Raw genomic sequence first — 20,635 nt, 5'->3', positions numbered from 1 at the left:
CAGAGCTGGTTTTTTATTGAATATTGATTTGGTTAAAAGTTTGTATTTTAACAGGAACTTAACAATACCGGAACTAAATCAAATCATTATGAACAGAAAATCTTTACTAATTTTATTAGGGATTTTGACCTGTTATATAGTTTCCTATGCCCAAACTACCATTAAAGGCAAGGTTACCGACGACAACAAGGTTGGACTTCCCGGAGTAAGCGTGCTGCTAAAGGGCACCACTACAGGTACCTCTACAAATGGAGATGGTACGTACAGTATTACAATACCTTCAAATACCGGTGTATTGGTTTTTAAATCCATTGGATTTGCCAGTCAGGAGGCAGCTGTCGGCAGTCGTACAGAAATTAATGTTCAATTAATTTCTGACGCAGAAAATTTGTCAGAAGTTGTGGTTACCGCACTTGGTATAAAGCGATCACAAAAATCAATTGGTTACGCTACACAGCAGGTAAATGGAGATAACCTGACCCTTACCAAAGAGCAAAACGTAATTGGTTCTCTGGCTGGTAAAGTTGCAGGTGTGCAGGTAACCGGATCTTCAGGTGCAAGCATGGGAGGTACCCAGAAAATTAAAATCAGGGGTGTAAACGCAATAGATGGAAGCGGACAGCCTTTAATGGTAATAGACGGTACACCAACCAGTCAGGATAATTTTAGTGGAAACGCAAATGGTGTAGATTACGGGAATGTTTCGCAGGATATTAATCCTGAAGACATTGAAAGTGTTAATGTGTTAAAAGGTCCGGCAGCTTCTGCATTATATGGCATCAGGGGGCAATACGGTGTAATTTTAATTACTACAAAAAAAGGAGCTAAAGGCCCTAAAAATGTAAGTGTAAGTGTAAATTCTGCTTTCTCAATTGAAAAGGTTGGGAATTTTCTTCCTCTGCAAAATATTTATGGCGTAGGTAATAACCAAACCTTTTTAACACTAACCAATGGGCAAAAATATATTAATGGGAATGATGAAAGCTGGGGCCCGGTTATGGATGGCACACCCGTTAGAATGTATTATAGCTTTTATCCACAAGATCCACAGTTTGGGCAATTAACCCCTTTTGTACCTCAACCTGATAATATTAAAGATTTTTACGAAACAGGCTATAATTTAAATAATGGTGTTTCATTAACGGGTGGTAACGAAAATATGAATTACAGAATGGGTTATACCAATGCTTATATTAATGGTACTTACCCAAATACCTGGTTAAAGAGGAATAACTTAAATTTAAGTGCTTCGCTTGATGTAACCAAAAAACTTACCGTTGGTGCCAATGTAAATTATGCAAATAATAGTGGCCAACGACCAACCCAAGGTTATCAGGGATCATTTACAGGGGCATCACAATGGTTTCAGCGCAATCTTGATATTAATCGTTTAAGAGACTATAAATATGCTGACGGAACAATTTTAAACTGGAATGTAAATCCAAATACAACTACCGGAATTATTACCAACAACAGGCCGAGTGATTGGAACAATCCTTTTTTTGATGCTTATGAGTCTTTAAATAATGATAAACGTGATCGTTTATTTGGTGATGTTAATGCTTCCTATCAGATTTTACCTGAGCTAAAAGTGAGTGGTTTTGTACGCTCTGATATGTATACGCAAAGCATTACGCATAAAGAAGGATTAGGTGGGCGCTTGGTTGATGGATACCAGGTTGGTAAATATCAAAACACCGAAAATAACTATGAATTTCTTGGACAGTACAATAAAAACTTTAATGATCTTTCTGTAAACATAAATGTAGGTGCCAATTTATATACGCTTGATTACTCAGGTCAGTATCAGGCTACTGTAGGTGGATTATCTAGCCCGGGTTGGTATTCGGCTGCAGCTTCTGTAGACAGGCCGGTAAGTGTTTCTGAAATTAGAAAAAAACAAATTAAAAGTATTTATGCAATGGGATCGTTTGGATATAAAGATATTTACTTCCTGGACGCTTCTATTCGTAATGATGTTTCTTCAGCTTTGCCCGAAAATAATAATTCGTATTGGTATCCATCTGTTTCGGGTAGCTTTTTATTTAGCGAACTTACAAAGTGGAAAGCATTGTCTTTTGGTAAATTAAGAGCAAGTTTTGCAGTTGCAGGATCTGATTTGAAGGTTTATCAAACTGTTAATACTTTTGGAGCTGGCAGCAGTTATAATGCCAGTACAGGGGCAATTAATACCATACTCGTTCCTGATAAACTTAAAAACCCATTTATAAAACCTTCTTTCGCAAACTCTTTTGAGATTGGTTTAGACTTAAAATTCTTAAAAAACAGAATTGGAGCAGAAGTGACTTATTATTCGCAAAGAAATAAAGATCAGATTTTAGATTTATCAGTTTCTGGCGCAAGTGGTTATGATAAATATGTAATAAATGCTGGTTTAATTGAAAATAAGGGAGTTGAACTGTCTTTAACAGGCCGTCCAATTCAATCGAAATTATTTACATGGGATGCAACATTTAATTTTGCCCGCAATAAAAATAAAATCATAGAATTATATCCGGGTATTCCTGTTTTACAAAATGATGTGGCCAATTATTCCAGTCAGAATATTTATTTAAATTCTACGGAAGGACAGTCGTTTGGTAATTTAATAGGTCCAGGATATAAAATTGACGCAGCTACAGGTAAGGTTTTATTAGGAACAGACTATATGCCTTTATTTGACACTGCAAAAGATTTTGGTAGTGTATTACCACAATTTACGGGCGGTTTACAAAATACCTTTAAAATTGGAAACTTTACGCTTGCAGCAATGATTGATTTTCAAAAAGGAGGTCAGTTTTTCAGCTGGTCAAAAATGCTTTCTGCTAAGTCTGGTCAGGCCGCAGAAACAGCCGCAATAAATGATAAAGGCTTTAATGTTCGTGATCCATTAGCCAGTGGCGGTGGTGTTAAAATCAATGGTATATCACAGGCTACAGGTCAGGAAGTAACCGCTTATGTAGATGCCAGAACTTATTACAGAACTAACCTGGGTACACGGATTTACGATGAATGGATTTATTCTGCATCTTATATCAAATTACGTGAAGTAAGCCTGGGCTATACATTTGAAGGAAAAATATTAGCGAAAACACCTTTTAAAGCTGCAAAATTTGCTGTAATTGCCCGCAACCCGGTAATGATCTGGCAAAAAGCTCCTAAAGGATTAGATCCTTCTGAACTTTCTTCAGGCAGCGCCGATATCAGTTGGATAGAAAAAGGAGAATTACAAACTGTAAGATCTTTTGGTGTTAACTTAAGCCTAACCTTTTAATTTTAAGCATATGAAAATTACACATAAAAAAATATATATGGCTTCTTTAGTACTATTAGTATTAAGTGGCTGTAAGAAGTTTGACGATTCAGTAACAGTAGATCCAAATAATCCAACAAAAGCGGGTACACAACTGATCGCAAATGCTGAATTATTTTTACCCGGATTAAGTTCATCCCCATATGGTGTACATTATCCTCAATATTTATCCAATACCTCATTTACAGATAACAGCAGGTACGTAACAATTAACTTTAACTTTGCCTCCTTATATTACGGACCTTTAATAAACTTAGAGACCGTGATTAACAGCACAACCTTGGATGCAAATGAAGGTGCTGTGGTGAATCAAATTGCTGTGGCTAAAATTTTGAAAGCGTATTTCTTTTGGCACATGACCGACAGGTGGGGCGACATCCCATACAGTGAGGCATTAAAAGGAAATGGAAGTTTTACCCCAAAATACGATAAACAGCAAGCCATTTATAATAACTTGTTCACTTTATTGGATGAAGCCAACGCAGCAATTGTATCTGGCACAATAAAAAATGATATTATTTATAATGGTGACGTTAACAAATGGAAAAGATTAGGAAATACAATTCATGCATTAATGGCGCTAAGGCTTTCTAAAGTAGATCCTGTAAAAGGTTCGGCAGAATTTAATAAAGCGGTTGCTAATGGAATGATGACGGATAATGCTGATAATCTGACTTTTCAGCATTTATCTAATGCAACAAATGAAAATTACTGGTACAATTCTTTCACTGTTTTAGGCCGGAATTGGTTTGCGGTAAGTAAACCTGTTGTAGATTATATGCAACCGTTAAACGATCCTCGTTTATCTGTTTATGCAAATAAAAATACGGCAGGCAATTATGTTGGCCTGGATTATGGTTTACCCGGATCGGTTACAGTTGTAATTAATAATTACTCGCTTTTAGGCAGTAATTTACGTTTGCAAAATTCTCCTGTTGCGTTAGTTACCTATGCGCAATCGCTATTTGCAATGGCCGAAGCCGCAAAACTTACCTGGATAGGTGGCGGAGACGCTGTAGCTAAAACCAATTACGACAAAGCAATTGAGTATTCTATCCGTCAATGGAAGAATAACGATGTAACAGGCTTAGCGGCATATATGGCGAATGCTGATGTTGCTTATGATGCGGCCAATGGATTCAAAAAAATTGGTAACCAACGCTGGATTCATTTGTTTCTGCATGGTTATGAAGGTTGGGCGGAGTGGAGGAGAACAGGTTTTCCTAATTTTCTTAGCCCTGCACCAAATAATAATGGTGCTCAAATACCAAGGAGAGAAGGTTATCCTACACAAGAACGCTCTTTAAATTCGGCCAATTATAATGCGGCAGTTGCAGCTTTTCCATATCTTCCGGGTGCTGACGATTTAAATACGAGAGTATGGTGGGATAAGCCTTAATTGGATTTGAGTACTTAAAATTTTAAACAAAAAATCCCAGTTCATAAACGAACTGGGATTTTTTTATGATTTGTCAATAGGAGAATAAGAATTTGACTTTAATCGTTATCCAAAAAATAAATAACATAATCCAATTGCAGTACATACCCCAACTAAATCTGCTAATAACATAGCGCCTATAGCATATCTCGTGTTTTTAACACTCACTGAGCCAAAATAAACTGCAATCACATAAAAAGTGGTATCAGAAGCACCCTGAAATATTCCTGACAAACGGCTTGCGAAAGAATCTGCTCCATAAGTTTCCATTGTACTTACCATCATTCCTCTGGCCGCACCTCCGCTCAAAGGTCTGATTAATGCTGTTGGCAAACCTTCTACAAATCTGGTATCTGCTCCTAAATAAGCGAAAAAGCTTTTTATTCCGCTAATAACCACATCAAAAGTACCACTGGTGCGTAGCATACTAATGGCAACCAGCATTCCAACTAGATAAGGAATGATTTTTATTGCGGTATCAAAACCATTTTTAGCACCTTCTATAAAAGCATCAAAAACGTCAATTTTTTTATAAAGCGCACCAATAACAATTAAAAGAAAAACCAGTAAAATTAAGCCATTGCTCAATATACCCGAGAATGATTTTATGCCATCGGCATTTAAAGAAACGATGTAAAGAACTAAGGCGGCAATAATTACCGAAAGACCTAATATCCATCCAATTACAACCGGTTGTAATAAATTTATTTTTTGCTTAAAAGAAACAATAAGCATAGCCGCAATGGTGCCCACAAAAGTCACGATTAAACAAGGAATAAAGATATCAGTAGGATTTGATGCATTTTGCGAGGCACGAATAGCAATTACACTTACCGGGATCAGGTTTAAGCCTGCGGCGTGTAAACAAAGAAACATAATCTGCGCATTGGAAGCCGTATCTTTACTTGGATTTAATTCCTGTAAACTTTCCATCGCTTTTAAGCCAAAAGGAGTAGCCGCATTATCTAACCCCAATAAATTGGCAGAAAAGTTCATAATCATGTGCCCCATAGAGGGGTGCCCCTTTGGTATATCAGGAAAAAGCTTTGAAAAAAACGGTCCAACAATTCTGGACAATAAACGAATGCCACCAGCTTTTTCCGCAATACTCATTAAACCCATAAACAGAGCTAATATACCCACCAGCTTAAAGCATAATTCTACAGAAACCCAGCAGGTTTGAATGATGCCATCTAATTTTAACGGATTAGCCGCATCATCGGCTTTGCCAATCACCATCCAGTTAAAAATATCGCTTTGCCCAAAGAAAAAACATTTAATGCTGGCAACTACAATTGCTATAATAATAAATGCAGACCAAATTCTACTTAATGCCATTAGGTTTGTTTAGTTATATTGATTTTGAATGTGCAAAATACCATTTTAAAATAAAAAATGCGTGCTTAATTTTAACAAGAAATTTGAATGTATTTCATGAAAATGACAACCTGTTTTTGATTTCAACAACGATTTATAACTAAAAAAATGTTGATTTTAGGTTAATCTTAAAAATCATGTGATCGTTTTATTTATCTGTTTAACAATTAGTTATTTTTTAATGCTTAATTAATTTAAAATGTAAGCTGAAATTTTATATATGTTTGTAATCAACTTTAGGGGTGCCATTACGGCTGAGATTACACCCTATGAACCTGATGCGGATAATGCTGCCGAAGGGAAAAGTAGAACATACTTCTATGTGCGTTTTTGCGCCCATTCCTAAAGTTATATTTAATTTTTATAAGGAATGGAAATTACATTTAACAAGCAAAAACAGTCAATTGAGGCGCAAACTTCTCTTCAAAGTTTATTAAAGGAAAAACTTGGCGAAAGGCAAAATGGAATTGCTGTAGCCATCAATCAAACCATTGTACCTAAAAAACGCTGGGCTACACATGCTTTGCATCCAAACGATCAGGTTTTAGTAATTACGGCCACGCAGGGCGGATAATCATCCTGAAAATAGTCAATCCTTTACGCCACTAATTAAACATAATCAGTATGAAAAAGAACGAAAGCATCCCTCAGCAGGATATTATTTCCTGCACACCCTTTTCTGGCTCAAAGAAAATTTATGTAAACGGAACATTATTCCCTGAAGTTAAAGTTGCCATGCGGGAAGTGTCGCTTTCCGATACAAAACTTAGCAATGGTGGAACGGAACAAAATGCTGCGGTAACACTTTATGATACCAGTGGGCCTTACACTGATGAAAACATAAAAACCGACATTAAAAAAGGCTTGCCCCGTTTGCGTGAACAATGGGTTTTAGATCGTAACGATGTAGATCAGTTAAATGCAGTTTCGTCGGCTTACGGAAAAGAAAGAAAGGAAGATCAACAATTGGATCATCTTCGTTTCGAGCATGTTAAAAATCCTTTACGTGCTAAAACGGGTAAAACAGTTACCCAGTTACATTATGCTAAACGGGGCATTATTACGCCTGAAATGGAATATATTGCCATTAGAGAAAATCAGCGTAATACTGAATCAGGCTTAAATTCAATTATAAACCATCAGCATCCGGGGCATAGTTTTGGGGCAAATACACCTAAAAACTTTATCACTCCAGAGTTTGTACGTAATGAAGTAGCAATGGGAAGAGCCATAATTCCTGCAAATATTAATCATCCGGAATTAGAGCCGATGATTATAGGCCGGAATTTCTTAGTCAAAATCAATGCAAATATTGGTAATTCGGCCATAAGCTCTTCTATTGATGAAGAAGTGGAAAAAGCCGTTTGGGCCTGTCGTTGGGGTGCAGATAACATCATGGACTTATCTACAGGTAAAAATATTCACGAAACAAGAGAATGGGTAATCCGTAATTCGCCGGTTCCTATTGGTACGGTTCCTATTTACCAGGCACTGGAAAAAGTAAATGGTAAGGCCGAAGATTTAACCTGGGAGATTTTTAAGGATACCATTATTGAGCAGGCCGAGCAAGGGGTAGATTATTTTACCATTCATGCGGGTGTGTTGTTGCGTTATATTCCGTTAACGGCCAAACGTTTAACAGGTATTGTTTCCCGTGGCGGATCAATCATGGCTAAATGGTGTCTGGCACATCATAAAGAGAATTTTCTTTACACCCATTTCGATGAACTTTGCCAGATTATGAAACAGTATGATGTTTCATTTTCGCTTGGCGACGGTTTACGTCCGGGCTGTATTGCTGATGCCAATGATGAAGCCCAATTTTCAGAATTGAAAACACAGGGTGAACTTAACCGGATTGCCTGGAAACATGATGTGCAGGTGATGAATGAGGGGCCGGGGCATATTCCGATGCACTTGATTAAAGAGAACATGGAAAAGCAGCTGGAATATTGTGCAGAAGCTCCATTTTATACTTTAGGGCCACTTACAACAGATATTGCTCCAGGTTACGACCACATTACTTCTGCAATTGGTGCGGCTATGATTGGCTGGTACGGTACGGCTATGCTTTGTTATGTAACGCCGAAAGAACATTTAGGCTTACCCAATAAAAAAGATGTAAAGGATGGAGTAATTACGTATAAAATTGCAGCTCATGCGGCAGATTTAGCTAAAGGGCATCCTGGGGCACAATACCGTGATAATGCTTTAAGTAAAGCCAGATTTGAGTTTCGATGGGAAGATCAGTTTAATCTTGCTTTGGATCCGGACACGGCACGCGAATTTCATGATGAAACTTTACCAGCCGACGGCGCTAAAATTGCACATTTCTGCTCAATGTGCGGACCTAAGTTTTGTTCAATGAAAATTACCCAGGAAATAAGGGATATGGCAGAACAGGGAATGCTGGAACAATCTAATCTTTTTACTGAAAAGGGAAGTGAAATCTATTTGTAAAACATGCTGATTGTAATATCCAGTCCGGTTCAAATTGAGGAAGAAGCACAATACATTAACGGTTTGTTTGATGCAGGCTTACCGCTTTTCCATTTGCGTAAACCCGATTATGATGAAGCAGGAGTAGAGGCCTTACTGAAAAAAATAAATCAGGAGCATTATCCTAAAATTGCACTGCATCAACAGCATCAGCTGGCTAATGAATTTGGAATCAAACGCTTACATTTTACAGAGCGATTAAGAAAAGAAACAGATGTTGCATTATTAGATCAGTATGTAAATGAAGGATTTATATTATCAACCTCCATTCACGAACCTGAAGCTTATTGTAGCTTAGGCAATCCGTTTAGTTATTGTTTTATTGGTCCGGTGTTTAATTCAATCTCTAAAAAGAATTATCCGGCTAAATCCGAATTGCGTTTGCCGCGTAAAAGTAATACACATCTCAATTTGCAAACAGATTTAATTGCGCTTGGAGGCATAGATAAACATAAAGTATTGGAGATTAAAAAACTGGATTTTGATGGACTGGCTGTTCTTGGTGCCATCTGGAGTAACCCGGTTCAATCCAGAATAAAATTTAAAGAAATACAAGATTTATGGATTTAGGTTATCATAAACTACAATTCATCTCTCAGGGTGACACCCCGGCCATCCAACTGAAAAATATTATTTCGGCACTGGATGCCGGATGTAAATGGATTCAGTTAAGGTTTAAAAATGCCGGTTCAAGGCAGGTTTTAGATTTAGCAACACTGGTAAAACCACTTTGTTCAAGGTATGGCGCTATTTTAATCATTAATGACCATGTTGAAGTGGCTAAAATGGTTCATGCAGATGGTGTGCATTTGGGTTTACAGGATCTTGATGTTAAACTGGCCAGAAATATACTTGGGCCGGATAAAATAATTGGGGGTACTGCAAATACTTTAAGCGATGTACAGCAAAGAATTTTTGAAGGTTGCAATTACATCGGTTTGGGACCGCTTCGTTTTACTCCAACTAAAGTTAAACTTAGTCCGGTTTTGGGTTTTAAGGGTTATGAAACAATTGCCCGCGAACTTAAAAAGAACTCTTTTAATGTTCCTCTATATGCAATCGGCGGAGTAACACAGGAAGATGTTTTAAGACTTATGGAAATTGGAATTTATGGTATAGCCGTTTCTGGCATGATTACGCAACATCCGAACAAACAACAATTAATTAAAGAATTTAATACAATCCTATATGAAAATGTTAACAATAGCCGATAAATCTTTCTCTTCAAGATTATTTTTGGGAACCGGAAAGTTTGGTTCTGCAAAACAAATGGAAGAAGCAGTTTTAGCATCAGCATCTGAGTTGGTTACTGTAGCATTAAAACGTGTGGATTTAGAAAAAGAAACAGACGATTTGCTTCTGCATTTGCAACATCCTGCTGTTGACTTGCTACCCAATACTTCGGGGGTTCGTAATGCGAAAGAAGCCGTGTTTGCCGCTCAGCTTGCCAGAGAAGCTTTAGAGACCAATTGGGTTAAACTCGAAATTCATCCGGACCCCAGGTATTTAATGCCTGACCCAATTGAAACCCTTAAAGCTACAGAAGAACTTGCAAAACTGGGTTTTGTGATATTGCCTTATATCCATGCAGATCCGGTTTTATGTAAAAGACTGGAAGATGCAGGTACAGCTGCAGTTATGCCCTTAGGATCACCAATTGGCAGCAATAAAGGTTTAAAAACAATTGATTTTCTTGAAATTATTATAGAACAAAGTAAGGTTCCTGTAATTATTGATGCAGGTATTGGAGCACCATCAGATGCGGCCTTAGCAATGGAATTAGGAGCAGATGCAGTATTGGTAAATACAGCGATTGCAATTGCAGGTAACCCTGTTGCAATGGCTACCGCCTTTAAACTGGCCGTACAAGCAGGAAGAATGGCTTATGAGAGTAAGTTAGGAGAGAAAATAAAGTTTGGTAGGGCAACAAGCCCGTTAACTCAATTTTTGGAAGATGAATTTTAAAGATTTATTTGATCAGTTTAACTGGGATGAGGTTAAAGCATCAATTCTGAATAAAACTAAAGATGATGTTGAAATTGCTTTAATAAAATCTAAGCGAAACCTGGAAGATTTTAAAGCTTTAATTTCGCCCGCTGCGCAACCTTATCTGGAACAAATGGCACAGCTTAGTCATCAAATTACCCAAAAACGGTTTGGTAAAACCATACAAATGTTTGCTCCAATGTATTTAAGCAACGAATGCAATAATATTTGTACTTATTGTGGCTTTAGTATGGAGCATGGCATTAAAAGAAAAACCTTGTCCGGCGCTGAGATTCTGCAGGAAATTAATGTTATTAAAAAATTGGGGTTTGACCATGTTTTGCTGGTAACCGGAGAAGCTAACCATACCGTACATCTTGATTATTTTTTAGACGCATTGAAGGTGATTAAACCACATTTTTCTAATGTATCCATTGAAGTACAACCTCTTGATGAAGCTGAATATGAAATTTTACAGCAGGCGGGTGTAAATGCAGTACTGGTTTATCAGGAAACTTATCATAAAGAAAAATATAAAGATTATCATCCGAAAGGCAAAAAATCTAACTTTTACTACCGCTTAGATACACCAGACCGGATTGGTAAAGCAAGTATGCATAAAATAGGCTTGGGCGTTTTATTAGGTCTTGAGGACTGGCGGACGGATTCTTTCTTTTGCGCCTTACATTTAGAATACCTGCAAAAAAACTATTGGCAAACTAAATATTCTGTTGCTTTCCCACGGATTCGTCCGGCCGAAGGTGTTGATATTTCTAATTATCCTATTCAGGATAAAGAATTGGTACAGCTGATTTGCGCTTACAGGTTATTTAATGAAGAAGTTGAAATTTCAATCTCAACCCGTGAAACAGAAACCTTTAGAAATAATTTAATCACGCTGGGCTCGACAACTATGAGTGCGGGATCTAAAACCAATCCTGGGGGGTATTGTGCTGATGAACAATCATTGGCTCAATTTGAAATAAGTGATGAAAGAAGCCCTGGCGAATTTGAAAAGATGATTAATGAAAAAGGATATACAGCAGTTTGGAAAGACTGGGATAAAGCATTTTAAATGGAAAAGTTTACAAAAGATGAACTGTTAAGGTACAGTCGTCATTTTATGCTCGAAGATATTTGTGTGGACGGTCAGTTTAAATTTAAAACGGCAAAAATCCTGGTTATTGGTGCCGGTGGATTAGGTTGCCCGGTAATTCAATACCTGGCCGCTTCCGGGATAGGTGCTTTAGGTATTATTGATTTTGATAAAATTGAAATACATAACCTGCACAGGCAAATATTATATGGAACGGATGATATTGGTCAGGCAAAAGTACAGATTGCCGCAGGTCGGGTTAAGGCGTCCAATCCTCATGTAAATTGTATTGCTTACGAAACAAAACTGGATGAAACCAATGCGGAGCAAATTATTGATCAGTTTGATTTGGTTATAGATGGATCTGATAATTTTGCAACAAGGTACCTCGTTAATGATGTTTGCATGGCACTTAATAAACCTCTGGTTTATGGCAGTATTTTGAATTACGAAGCGCAGCTGGCCGTATTTAATTATAAAAACGGTAAAAATTTAAGAGATATTTATCCTGATGCCCCCCATCCTGATGAAGCACCTTCCTGTAGTTTAAATGGCGTAGTGGGTGTTGTTCCGGGTTTGTTGGGTTTGTATATGGCTAATGTTGCTTTACAAATTGTTTTAGGAACTTATGAACAAAAAGGGTTGATGATATTTGATTTTAAGAACTTTGATATTTTAAAATTGAATTTTTAAGTTAAAATTGTGGTCACAGGTAAAACTGTGCTAGGTTTTATAGCTTGAAGATTCTTTGCTACGCTCAGAATAACAAAATGTATTAAATTATCTGTCATTCCGAGTGTAGCGAAGGATCTATTTAATTAAGCTCAGTATTTTACTTAAGGTTTATTATCTGTTAATTCAAAACCCCATGTTTTTCCTTTTTCTGTTGCCGGAATACCAGATGTCATCCATGCCGGTGCTTTAGCCCCTTTAAGGTAATAATCGAAGAACTGCTGTTCGCGAATTTGAATATCCTTACGGTTTTGGCGTTGAACCAGGTTATGTGCTTCTCCATTATAGTTTAACATCCAAACCGGTTTGCCCAAGCGGCGTAAACCCGTAAACATTTCAATTCCCTGGTACCAGGGCACAGCTCCATCAGCATCGTTTGCCATCACCACAACTGGTGTATTTACTTTCGGGAACATAAATAAAGGCGAATTTTCGATATACAATTCAGGTTTTTCCCAAAGCGTAGCGCCAATTCTACTTTGTGTTTTTTCGTATTGAAACTGACGGTTCATACCACTTTCCCAACGGATACCGCCATAGGCAGAAGTCATATTGGCAACCGGCGCACCAGCCCATGCAGCCGCATACATATTATTTTGTGTAATTAAATAAGCAACCTGATAACCGCCCCAGCTTTGTCCCTGGATGCCAATTTTGCTTCCATCAACCCAGCTGTTTTTCTTTAAACTCTCCACACCTGAATTGATATATTCAACAGCAGATTGTCCGGGATGACCAGTTTCATAACTAATATCCGGTGCAAAAACTAAATATCCGTTGCTTACAAAGAAAGAAATATTTAAGCGTGAAGGCGTAGGAGCAGGCGCCTGATAACCATATAAACCATCTGATAATTTCTCATAGAAATAAGCAATCATCGGGTGTTTTTTATTTGGATCAAAATTCTCCGGTTTATATAAAATACCTTCTGCCTGATGGCCTTTTGGAGTTGTCCATTTTACCAGTTCGGCTGTTCCCCAGTTATAATTTTGCTGCTGAGGATTGGTATTTGTCAATTTGCTTTCTGTTTTAAAATCGCTGGTTACATAAACGTTAGGCGATTCTACATAACTTCCCTTATCATAAATGTAAAGGTCTGCATCTTTAGCTTTAACCAAATTAGAGTACTTGGCTTTAGACATAATTACTAAATCAGGGTTTTTAATAGTACCCACGTTTTTGCGGTAAAAACCATTTTCTTTAGTTACGTTATTAAAACCATTTAACCAAATCAGCTCATTCGCTTTTACAAATTTATCAGCACTGTTTCTTTCAAATCTGTTAGGTTGTTCTGTTTTTTCGTATCTGAAAGTGATTTTATTGTCCCTGCCAAAGCCATTAGTGATGTTTTTAGGCTGCGATTTTCCATCCGGAGAGAAAGACCAGATATCGTATCTGTCATTAATCAAAACAGCTTTATCCTCTTCTGTCCAGGTAGCAAGGCCATAAGCACTTGGTAAATCCGGTACATCGTTTTCTTCATCAACAAACTTTACATTTAAGCCACTGTTTAAAACAATACTTTTTCCGGTAGCAATGCTATAACTAGACCAGTTGCCTGTTTTTCTATCAAAAGATAAAATGTAATTACCGCCAGGAGATGCCGTTGCATAACCATTTAAGTTTTCGATAATCTTTTTGCGCTGACCATTTTTAGTATCAACAAGATAATAATCCTTTGAGGTAGAACCACTCCACTGGGTTTCAATTCTGCGTCCAAAATCTGTTGATGCCAAAACAAAATCTGCATTGCCATCATGCACAATGGTAGCTTCTGGTAAAGTCAAATCCGTCAATGCAATCACTTTCGGGTCACTGCTGTAAACATCAATTACAGATAAATAACTTCTTTTGCTTTCCTTATCTGCATTTTTCAATTGCATAGGTTGCAAATAATCATCTTTGTAATTCCAAACATCAACTTTAGCCACTTCAAAATCAACAATAGTGGTGTCTTTGGCTTTTTTAACAGGGGCAATGCCAAAAAATAATTTTTTACCGTCTTTGCTGAATTTCACATTCGCATCGCCACTTACCGACCATTTTGCTGGTAACCCCGGCATATCATAGTCCACAATAGTTTGAGCGGTATCTAAAGTTAAAGAATTGTAATAAACATTGAAGTTTTTGATTTCCTGTTTTTCAGGACTTTGCTCACCAACAAAAGCTACATGCTCACTTTCTTCATCAAAAGCAAAGTTTTTGAAGTTTCCTTTACCTTTAACCAAAGTTTTAAGTGTGCCTTTTTCTGTGCTTAGCAGAAATACACCCTGAGGCGCTGTTTTATCTTTTTTAGATCCGCTGCAAGCGAAAATAAGTTGCTTGCCATCTTTACTGAAAGCATAATCTGTTACAAATTTATAGGTTTTGTCAACCCCGGTTAAAAGATTTTTAACGATCAAGTCTGTTCCTTCTTCGTTCTTTTTTCCTGCAGCACCAGGTTCATCGTCTGCAAAATCAATATCCGAATCTTTTTTAGTTGCCGGAGTAACTTTTTTAGCCGTATCCAGTTTTTCCAGCTGATAAGCTAAAAATCCTGAACCTTCTTCTGGAAATTTGAAAGATTTTACCCTGGCTACCTTGGTAATCGTATTCGTGGTTAAGTTTGCAATACCCAATGAGTCTTTAGGCATTTCATCGGGTTTTTTCTTTTTAATTTTTGCCTGGCGAATATCTTTATTAAAAGCACGAATACCAAAAGCCGCAAATTTAGAATCGCTGCTAAAGTCTGCATTTGTACCGCGTGGTATCGTCAGTTTTGTATTTGTTTTTAAATTTGATATAAACAGGTTGGCATCACCTTCCTGTTGTAAAATACTGTACATGGCCCATTGTCCATTATTGGATAGTTGTTTGGCGCCAACAGATTCCCAGGTATCATAAACAGAATGATCAAGCGGTTTCTTTTGTGCGTAAGCAAAATTTACAACTACAAGAAGTAATAAAGTAAGTTTTTTATGCATTTGGAGGAGTTAAATAATTTGTTGGTTGATTTAATCTTTAAAAATTGGAAAATTTTAGCTTAATCGGAAAGATGTACGTCAAATTTTACAAAAAGAAATGTTTTTGGCTAAAATAACCCTTTAACTAAAAAAAGCACCGTTTCCGGTGCTTTTCTTTTATTTTTTAGGTTGTTGCTGTTGTTGACGCATGTAATCGTCTAAACGTTGCTGAAATTTTGATTTTTTCTTTTTCTCATCGGCTGGTCTCGCTTTATTTTGTTGAATTAAAGCATGAATCTTATCATCATCAACCATTTTACGAATTAAGAACTGCTGACCGAAAGTCATTAAGTTGGCTAAGAAGTAATAATAGTTTAAGCCCGAAGGATAACTGTTTAACACCCCTAAGAAAATAACCGGCATAATATAACCGATATATTTCATCTGACCCGTAGCACCTGATACCTGGTTGTTGAAATAAGTCATAATTAAGGTAGAGATGGTCATCAATACGCACATTAAACTTAAGTGATCACCAATGAAAGGCAACTTTACCCCAAAGCGGATAAACTCATCATAAGTTGATAAATCTTTCATCCAAAGGAAACTCTCTCCGCGTAACTCAAATAAGTTAGGGAAGAAGAAGAAGAACGCCATAACCAGTGGTAATTGTAAAACCATTGGTAAACAACCCCCGAGCGGATTTACACCGGCCTTCTTGTATAATTTTAAATATTCCTGTTGCACCAATGTTGGATTATCTTCGCCTACTTTTGCTTTGATTTCATCCATTTCAGGTTTTAAAACCCTCATTTTAGCCATTGATAAATACGACTTGTAAGTAAGGGGAGATAAAGCCAGCTTTAAAAGAATGGTTAATGCGAAAATAATTAAACCATAACCCCAGTTAAAACGCTCTAAAAGGTTAAATACAGGTAATACAATGAAACGGTTTACATATTTTAATGGCCAGTAGCCTAAATCCACTTGTTTTTCAAGGTCATAACCCTGATCCTGTAAAGTAGAGAATTTATTCGTTCCGAAGTAAAACTCCATATCATAACTCTGAGCAGCTAAATGATTGTAAGGCAATTGCATATTTGCCGCATAAAATTTAATCTGACCAGGTGCAGTTGGGATTTTAACCTCTAAACTTCCTTTTTCGAAACCATTTTTATCAATTAAAGCAGCAGAGAAAAAGTGTTGTTTAAACGAAAACCATTGGATTTTGCCTTTGGCAAGATCTTCTTTCTCATCTTTAGATACACTAAGGTGATCCACATCGCCATTTACGTATTTGTAGTAAGGTGCAGAATAACGATGCTCGCTTTCAATCGATTTTTCTTGCTGTAATAAAGTAGCTTCCCAGTTTAAACCGATATTATTACCGGAAATAATCTGTTGTAAACCCACTAAATTAATTTTGAAACCAACTTTGTTACTTAGCCCTTTTAAATCATAAACGTACTCTACATATTGGTTTGCACCATAATTAGCACGCATGCTTAAAGTATTGCCTGTTTTGGTTGGTACAAAAAATAAATCGTTTGTATTAATTACTTTTCCAGCAGCATTTAAGTTTAAGCCAAATTTATTCTGGTTGCCATCAAATAAAATTAAGGGCTTGCCATTAAACGTTTTCTGACCTTTAACTTGTACTGAAGATATTTTACCACCTTTATTACTGAAAGTGATTAATAAGTTTTCGTTTTCTAATACAGAATTAGATACAGTGCCACTTAAAGCTGTTCCAAAAGGACCTTTTAAAGCTGATGAATCTACTGCAGGCGTAATTGCTGCTGCTGAAACGGTATCTTTTTGTATTGGGTTAATCCCGATCTTTTTTAATGAATCAGCTGTTTTTGCAGAGTCAATTCTTGCCTGCTCTTTTTTTACATCAGCTGTATTTGGCTTTAAAAAGTAGAATGATCCTGCCAAAATGATCATAATCAGGAACAGTCCTGTGAAGGTATTTCTATCCATTATTGTTGTTTATACTGCTTTTAATTGGTTTTCTTCTTCGCATACTCCATTGCAGCGGCCACAAATTTAACAAAAAGTGGGTGAGGATTAGCAACTGTTGATTTTAATTCAGGGTGAAACTGGCCGCCAACGAAAAAAGGATGGTTTTTAAGCTCCACAATTTCCACTAAATTCGATTCAGGATTCATTCCAGAGGCAATCATACCAGCCTCTTCGTATTGTTTTAAATAATCATTATTAAACTCATAACGGTGGCGGTGACGCTCGTTAATGTGCTGTTTGCCATAAATTGCAAAAGCTTTTGTACCTTTTTTAATATCGCAAGGGTAAGAACCTAAACGCATGGTTCCTCCTTTATTTGTAATTTTTTTCTGCTCTTCCATCATGTTAATTACCGGATTAGCTGCTTTTTCTTCAATTTCTGTTGTGTGTGCATCTTTTAAGCCTAAAACATTACGGCCAAATTCAATTACTGCACATTGCATACCCAGGCAAATACCAAAAAACGGAATGTTATGCTCTCTTACGTATTTAATGGTATCAATTTTACCCTCAATACCACGGCTACCAAAACCAGGAGCCACTAAAACACCGTGTAAATGTCCTAATTTCTCTTTTACATTATCAGGAAAAATACCTTCAGAGTGAATATATTCTACTTTTACTTTACATTCATTTTTAGAACCAGCGTGTATAAAAGATTCTATAATTGATTTATAAGCATCGGGTAATTCAACATATTTACCAACCAAACCAATTCTAACTTCAGCCGTAGGATTTTTTAGTCTGCCTAAAAAGTCTTTCCAGTTTTCAAGGTTCGGCTCGTTTTTAGTAGGTAATTTTAATTTTGCTAAAACAGTTTTATCCAATTGCTCTTTTAACATCAGCAATGGCACATCATAAATTGTAGCTGCATCCATTGATTCGACTACGGCGTTGATGTTAACGTTACAAAATAATGCGATTTTTTTTCTGATTTCCGGGCTAATGTGGTGCTCGGTTCTGCAAACAAGGATATCCGGTTGAATACCGTACTCCAGTAATGCTTTAACAGAGTGTTGTGTAGGTTTGGTTTTTAACTCTCCGGCAGCTGCTAAGTAAGGTACTAAAGTTAAATGAATTACAATGGCATTGGTGCTGCCTTCTTCCCACTTAAATTGACGTACAGCCTCAATAAAAGGAAGGGACTCAATATCGCCAACAGTACCACCCAATTCAGTAATTACGATATCATAATCACCACTTTCGCCTAAAATGCGCATGTTGCGTTTAATCTCATCGGTAATGTGAGGTACAACCTGAACCGTTTTTCCTAAATATTCACCTTTGCGCTCTTTGTTAATCACATTTTGGTAAATACGTCCGGTGGTTATGTTGTTTGCCTGAGAAGTTGGTACATTTAAGAAACGCTCATAGTGACCAAGATCTAAATCGGTTTCAGCACCATCTTCGGTAACAAAACATTCGCCGTGCTCGTAAGGGTTTAATGTTCCCGGATCGATATTAATATACGGATCGAATTTTTGAATGGTTACACGGTAGCCACGTGCCTGTAAAAGTTTAGCTAAAGAAGCGGAAATGATGCCCTTACCTAATGAGGAAGTAACACCGCCCGTAACAAAAATATACTTAGTCATGATTGTGATTTTTTACAGCAGATGCAAAAATTGCTGCTTTTTGTACGGGATACAAAGGTAAGAAAATTACCGGTTTCTATTCGCTATAAAATTAATTATTTTAAATATGATAAAGTTGTGTAATTCAGTAAAGTAGGAGGTAGCTTCAAAAAATAATTCTTCTTTTTAAACAATCCACTAATGATTTTAGGATTAAAACTGCCTTTTTAAGCCATTTGCTATCGAAAATTAAAAATAATCAATCAGAAAAAGTCATTTAACTGATGCATGATTTCAAAAAATAAACTTTAGCCAACAGTGCTTATTTGCACTTAATCACTATAAAATAATTCAGGTTATTATTGGCATCGTAAGCATAGGTTTTAAAAGTACAATTATCTGTGTTAATGGTAATGTGTTTCATGGTTGGTTTTAAATTGCCGTCTCTGCCCAGAAAAGTCTGTTTATTTTTCTCGCGGATAATCTGATTACTGATACTCAATTTTCTGGGATTTAAAGTATAAACTTCAAATTGAGAAAATACGTCGTCCTGATCACTTTTGTAAGTGTAAATCGTTTCGCTATCCGTTTGAGCTTCCCGTACCAATCGTCCAAATTTATCGTATACATAACTGATGTCCCAAATCAAACTTCCATCATTTCTTTTCGAAAGTCTGCGTACACATTGCATCTGATCATTCAGAAAAAAAGTTTCATAGTTATCAGGCTTTGCACCATCCATCGATATCGTATGGAATTTATCCTTTTCATAAATAAAGCGAACTTCAGAAGAAGAATTTCCATAATCCATAACCATTTTATTAATTAAGCCATTAGGATTACGAATGTACTTTATAGTGCCCGATGGTTTTCCATCTGTATAATTAATGGTAGCAAGATACTGTTTCTTATCATTGTAAATATATTCCATAGATTGGGCAGTTTCTTCCTTCATTAAGCTATCCTTATACATATGATATACCTTTTTAAGACAATTACAGTTTAACTCCTGTTCTGCTTTAGATGGCTTTGTATAATGTACTGTATTAGCGTTTTTTAAAAGTGATTCAGCATATTTTTGATCAGGTACAAAAGTAGATTTCATAATGGCTTCCATCTCAACCTGTGCACTTTTTTGATTGTTGGCATCGAGCGTTTTTGGAATAAGATAATCTGGATTTGCGATATTGAGGTAGGTTTTAATCGTTTTTAAATAAGCATCCGGAGTATTGACCATTATGGGCTGATCTTTACCATTTGAAATAACCATCCCAAAAGGTTTCTTCGTATTTACCCTGTAGAAAAAATATTTCCCTGATTTGTTTTGATACTCAATCAATTTTCCGCTTCCAATATCAAATATCGGAAAACTATCATATACAGGTCCAAAGTAGGCATTAACATTTTTTATATTGGCTTTATGTTTTTTAAAAGTATCGGTTTCATCATCAATACCAAAAAATGCAACGCTGGGCGAAGGCTCACCAAATGCGACATCAGATTTTAAATTTTGAGGTTTGACTTTAATAAATACCTGCTGCGAAAACGAAGCATAAGGCAGGAACAGGAAAAATAAATAGAAAAGCGTTTTTTTCATGATAGATTAATTAAAAATTCTAAAATGAAATGAAAAACTACAACAATCGGATTGAT

At 36.6% G+C, this 20,635-nt stretch carries 14 protein-coding genes and 1 riboswitch; of the genes, 9 read left to right on the top strand and 5 right to left on the bottom strand.

Annotation, left to right across the window (positions count from 1 at the left end):
• Positions 1 to 88 precede the first annotated feature (88 nt).
• Together O0955_RS08065 and O0955_RS08060 are read left to right on the top strand one after the other, a co-directional pair.
• Entirely contained in the window at positions 89 to 3,274 is a 3,186-nt protein-coding gene (locus tag O0955_RS08065) for a SusC/RagA family TonB-linked outer membrane protein (RefSeq protein WP_269427030.1), read from the top strand.
• Between the two features lie 10 nt (positions 3,275 to 3,284).
• Positions 3,285 to 4,712: a SusD/RagB family nutrient-binding outer membrane lipoprotein gene (locus O0955_RS08060; RefSeq protein WP_269427029.1), complete on the top strand. Its 1,428-nt coding sequence runs from the start codon at positions 3,285 to 3,287 to the stop codon at positions 4,710 to 4,712.
• Positions 4,713 to 4,817: 105 nt separating this feature from the next.
• On the opposite strand, the gene O0955_RS08055 is transcribed toward O0955_RS08060, so the two are convergent.
• Entirely contained in the window at positions 4,818 to 6,089 is a 1,272-nt protein-coding gene (locus O0955_RS08055; protein ID WP_269427028.1) for a nucleoside recognition domain-containing protein, read from the bottom strand.
• A 267-nt stretch (positions 6,090 to 6,356) separates the two neighbouring features.
• Positions 6,357 to 6,447, top strand: a riboswitch (TPP riboswitch).
• A 51-nt stretch (positions 6,448 to 6,498) separates the two neighbouring features.
• Here O0955_RS08055 and thiS point away from each other — a divergent pair.
• The 7 genes from thiS to O0955_RS08020 are packed head-to-tail and all read left to right on the top strand — an operon-like array spanning position 6,499 to position 12,402.
• Complete coding sequence (thiS, locus tag O0955_RS08050) at positions 6,499 to 6,702, top strand: sulfur carrier protein ThiS (protein ID WP_269427027.1); 204 nt, start codon at positions 6,499 to 6,501, stop codon at positions 6,700 to 6,702.
• Between the two features lie 50 nt (positions 6,703 to 6,752).
• On the top strand, positions 6,753 to 8,588 hold the full coding sequence (gene thiC / locus O0955_RS08045; protein WP_269427026.1) for a phosphomethylpyrimidine synthase ThiC: 1,836 nt from the start codon (positions 6,753 to 6,755) through the stop codon (positions 8,586 to 8,588).
• Positions 8,589 to 8,591: 3 nt separating this feature from the next.
• Entirely contained in the window at positions 8,592 to 9,197 is a 606-nt protein-coding gene (locus O0955_RS08040) for a thiamine phosphate synthase (protein ID WP_269427025.1), read from the top strand.
• Positions 9,188 to 9,841: a thiamine phosphate synthase gene (locus O0955_RS08035; protein ID WP_269427024.1), complete on the top strand. Its 654-nt coding sequence runs from the start codon at positions 9,188 to 9,190 to the stop codon at positions 9,839 to 9,841. The genes O0955_RS08040 and O0955_RS08035 overlap by 10 nt, the downstream gene beginning before the upstream one ends.
• On the top strand, positions 9,822 to 10,592 hold the full coding sequence (locus O0955_RS08030; protein ID WP_269427231.1) for a thiazole synthase: 771 nt from the start codon (positions 9,822 to 9,824) through the stop codon (positions 10,590 to 10,592). Before O0955_RS08035 ends, O0955_RS08030 begins: the two co-directional genes overlap by 20 nt.
• Positions 10,582 to 11,688: a 2-iminoacetate synthase ThiH gene (thiH, locus tag O0955_RS08025; protein WP_269427023.1), complete on the top strand. Its 1,107-nt coding sequence runs from the start codon at positions 10,582 to 10,584 to the stop codon at positions 11,686 to 11,688. The genes O0955_RS08030 and thiH overlap by 11 nt, the downstream gene beginning before the upstream one ends.
• Positions 11,689 to 12,402, top strand: coding sequence for a HesA/MoeB/ThiF family protein (locus tag O0955_RS08020; RefSeq protein ID WP_269427022.1), 714 nt, complete (start codon positions 11,689 to 11,691; stop codon positions 12,400 to 12,402).
• Positions 12,403 to 12,545: 143 nt separating this feature from the next.
• Here O0955_RS08020 and O0955_RS08015 read toward each other — a convergent pair whose 3' ends face one another.
• The 4 genes from O0955_RS08015 to O0955_RS08000 form a co-directional block, all read right to left on the bottom strand.
• The gene (locus tag O0955_RS08015; RefSeq protein ID WP_269427021.1) at positions 12,546 to 15,404 is read right to left on the bottom strand and encodes an alpha/beta hydrolase family protein; all 2,859 of its coding nucleotides are present in this window, start codon (positions 15,402 to 15,404) and stop codon (positions 12,546 to 12,548) included.
• A gap of 156 nt (positions 15,405 to 15,560) precedes the next feature.
• A complete protein-coding gene (gene yidC / locus O0955_RS08010; RefSeq protein WP_269427020.1) occupies positions 15,561 to 17,366 on the bottom strand; it encodes a membrane protein insertase YidC in 1,806 nt (601 codons plus the stop codon).
• Positions 17,367 to 17,386: 20 nt separating this feature from the next.
• Positions 17,387 to 19,003 carry a CTP synthase gene (pyrG, locus tag O0955_RS08005; RefSeq protein WP_269427019.1) on the bottom strand — a complete coding sequence of 539 codons (1,617 nt, stop codon included), beginning with the start codon at positions 19,001 to 19,003 and terminating at the stop codon, positions 17,387 to 17,389.
• Positions 19,004 to 19,304: 301 nt separating this feature from the next.
• Positions 19,305 to 20,579 (bottom strand): hypothetical protein, encoded by a 1,275-nt coding sequence (locus O0955_RS08000; RefSeq protein ID WP_269427018.1) that lies wholly within the window; start codon positions 20,577 to 20,579, stop codon positions 19,305 to 19,307.
• Between the last annotated feature and the right edge of the window lie 56 nt (positions 20,580 to 20,635).

The organism is Pedobacter punctiformis (assembly GCF_027213715.1).
GTDB classification, from domain to species: domain Bacteria; phylum Bacteroidota; class Bacteroidia; order Sphingobacteriales; family Sphingobacteriaceae; genus Pedobacter; species Pedobacter punctiformis.
This window is presented reverse-complemented; position numbering and strand designations above follow the sequence as displayed.

Coding starts and splice junctions, on each gene's coding strand:
- O0955_RS08065 (WP_269427030.1), top strand. CDS start 89: ATGAACAGAAAATCTTTACTAATTTTATTAGGGATTTTGACCTGTTAT.
- O0955_RS08060 (WP_269427029.1), top strand. CDS start 3,285: ATGAAAATTACACATAAAAAAATATATATGGCTTCTTTAGTACTATTA.
- O0955_RS08055 (WP_269427028.1), bottom strand. CDS start 6,089: ATGGCATTAAGTAGAATTTGGTCTGCATTTATTATTATAGCAATTGTA.
- thiS (WP_269427027.1), top strand. CDS start 6,499: ATGGAAATTACATTTAACAAGCAAAAACAGTCAATTGAGGCGCAAACT.
- thiC (WP_269427026.1), top strand. CDS start 6,753: ATGAAAAAGAACGAAAGCATCCCTCAGCAGGATATTATTTCCTGCACA.
- O0955_RS08040 (WP_269427025.1), top strand. CDS start 8,592: ATGCTGATTGTAATATCCAGTCCGGTTCAAATTGAGGAAGAAGCACAA.
- O0955_RS08035 (WP_269427024.1), top strand. CDS start 9,188: ATGGATTTAGGTTATCATAAACTACAATTCATCTCTCAGGGTGACACC.
- O0955_RS08030 (WP_269427231.1), top strand. CDS start 9,822: ATGTTAACAATAGCCGATAAATCTTTCTCTTCAAGATTATTTTTGGGA.
- thiH (WP_269427023.1), top strand. CDS start 10,582: ATGAATTTTAAAGATTTATTTGATCAGTTTAACTGGGATGAGGTTAAA.
- O0955_RS08020 (WP_269427022.1), top strand. CDS start 11,689: ATGGAAAAGTTTACAAAAGATGAACTGTTAAGGTACAGTCGTCATTTT.
- O0955_RS08015 (WP_269427021.1), bottom strand. CDS start 15,404: ATGCATAAAAAACTTACTTTATTACTTCTTGTAGTTGTAAATTTTGCT.
- yidC (WP_269427020.1), bottom strand. CDS start 17,366: ATGGATAGAAATACCTTCACAGGACTGTTCCTGATTATGATCATTTTG.
- pyrG (WP_269427019.1), bottom strand. CDS start 19,003: ATGACTAAGTATATTTTTGTTACGGGCGGTGTTACTTCCTCATTAGGT.
- O0955_RS08000 (WP_269427018.1), bottom strand. CDS start 20,579: ATGAAAAAAACGCTTTTCTATTTATTTTTCCTGTTCCTGCCTTATGCT.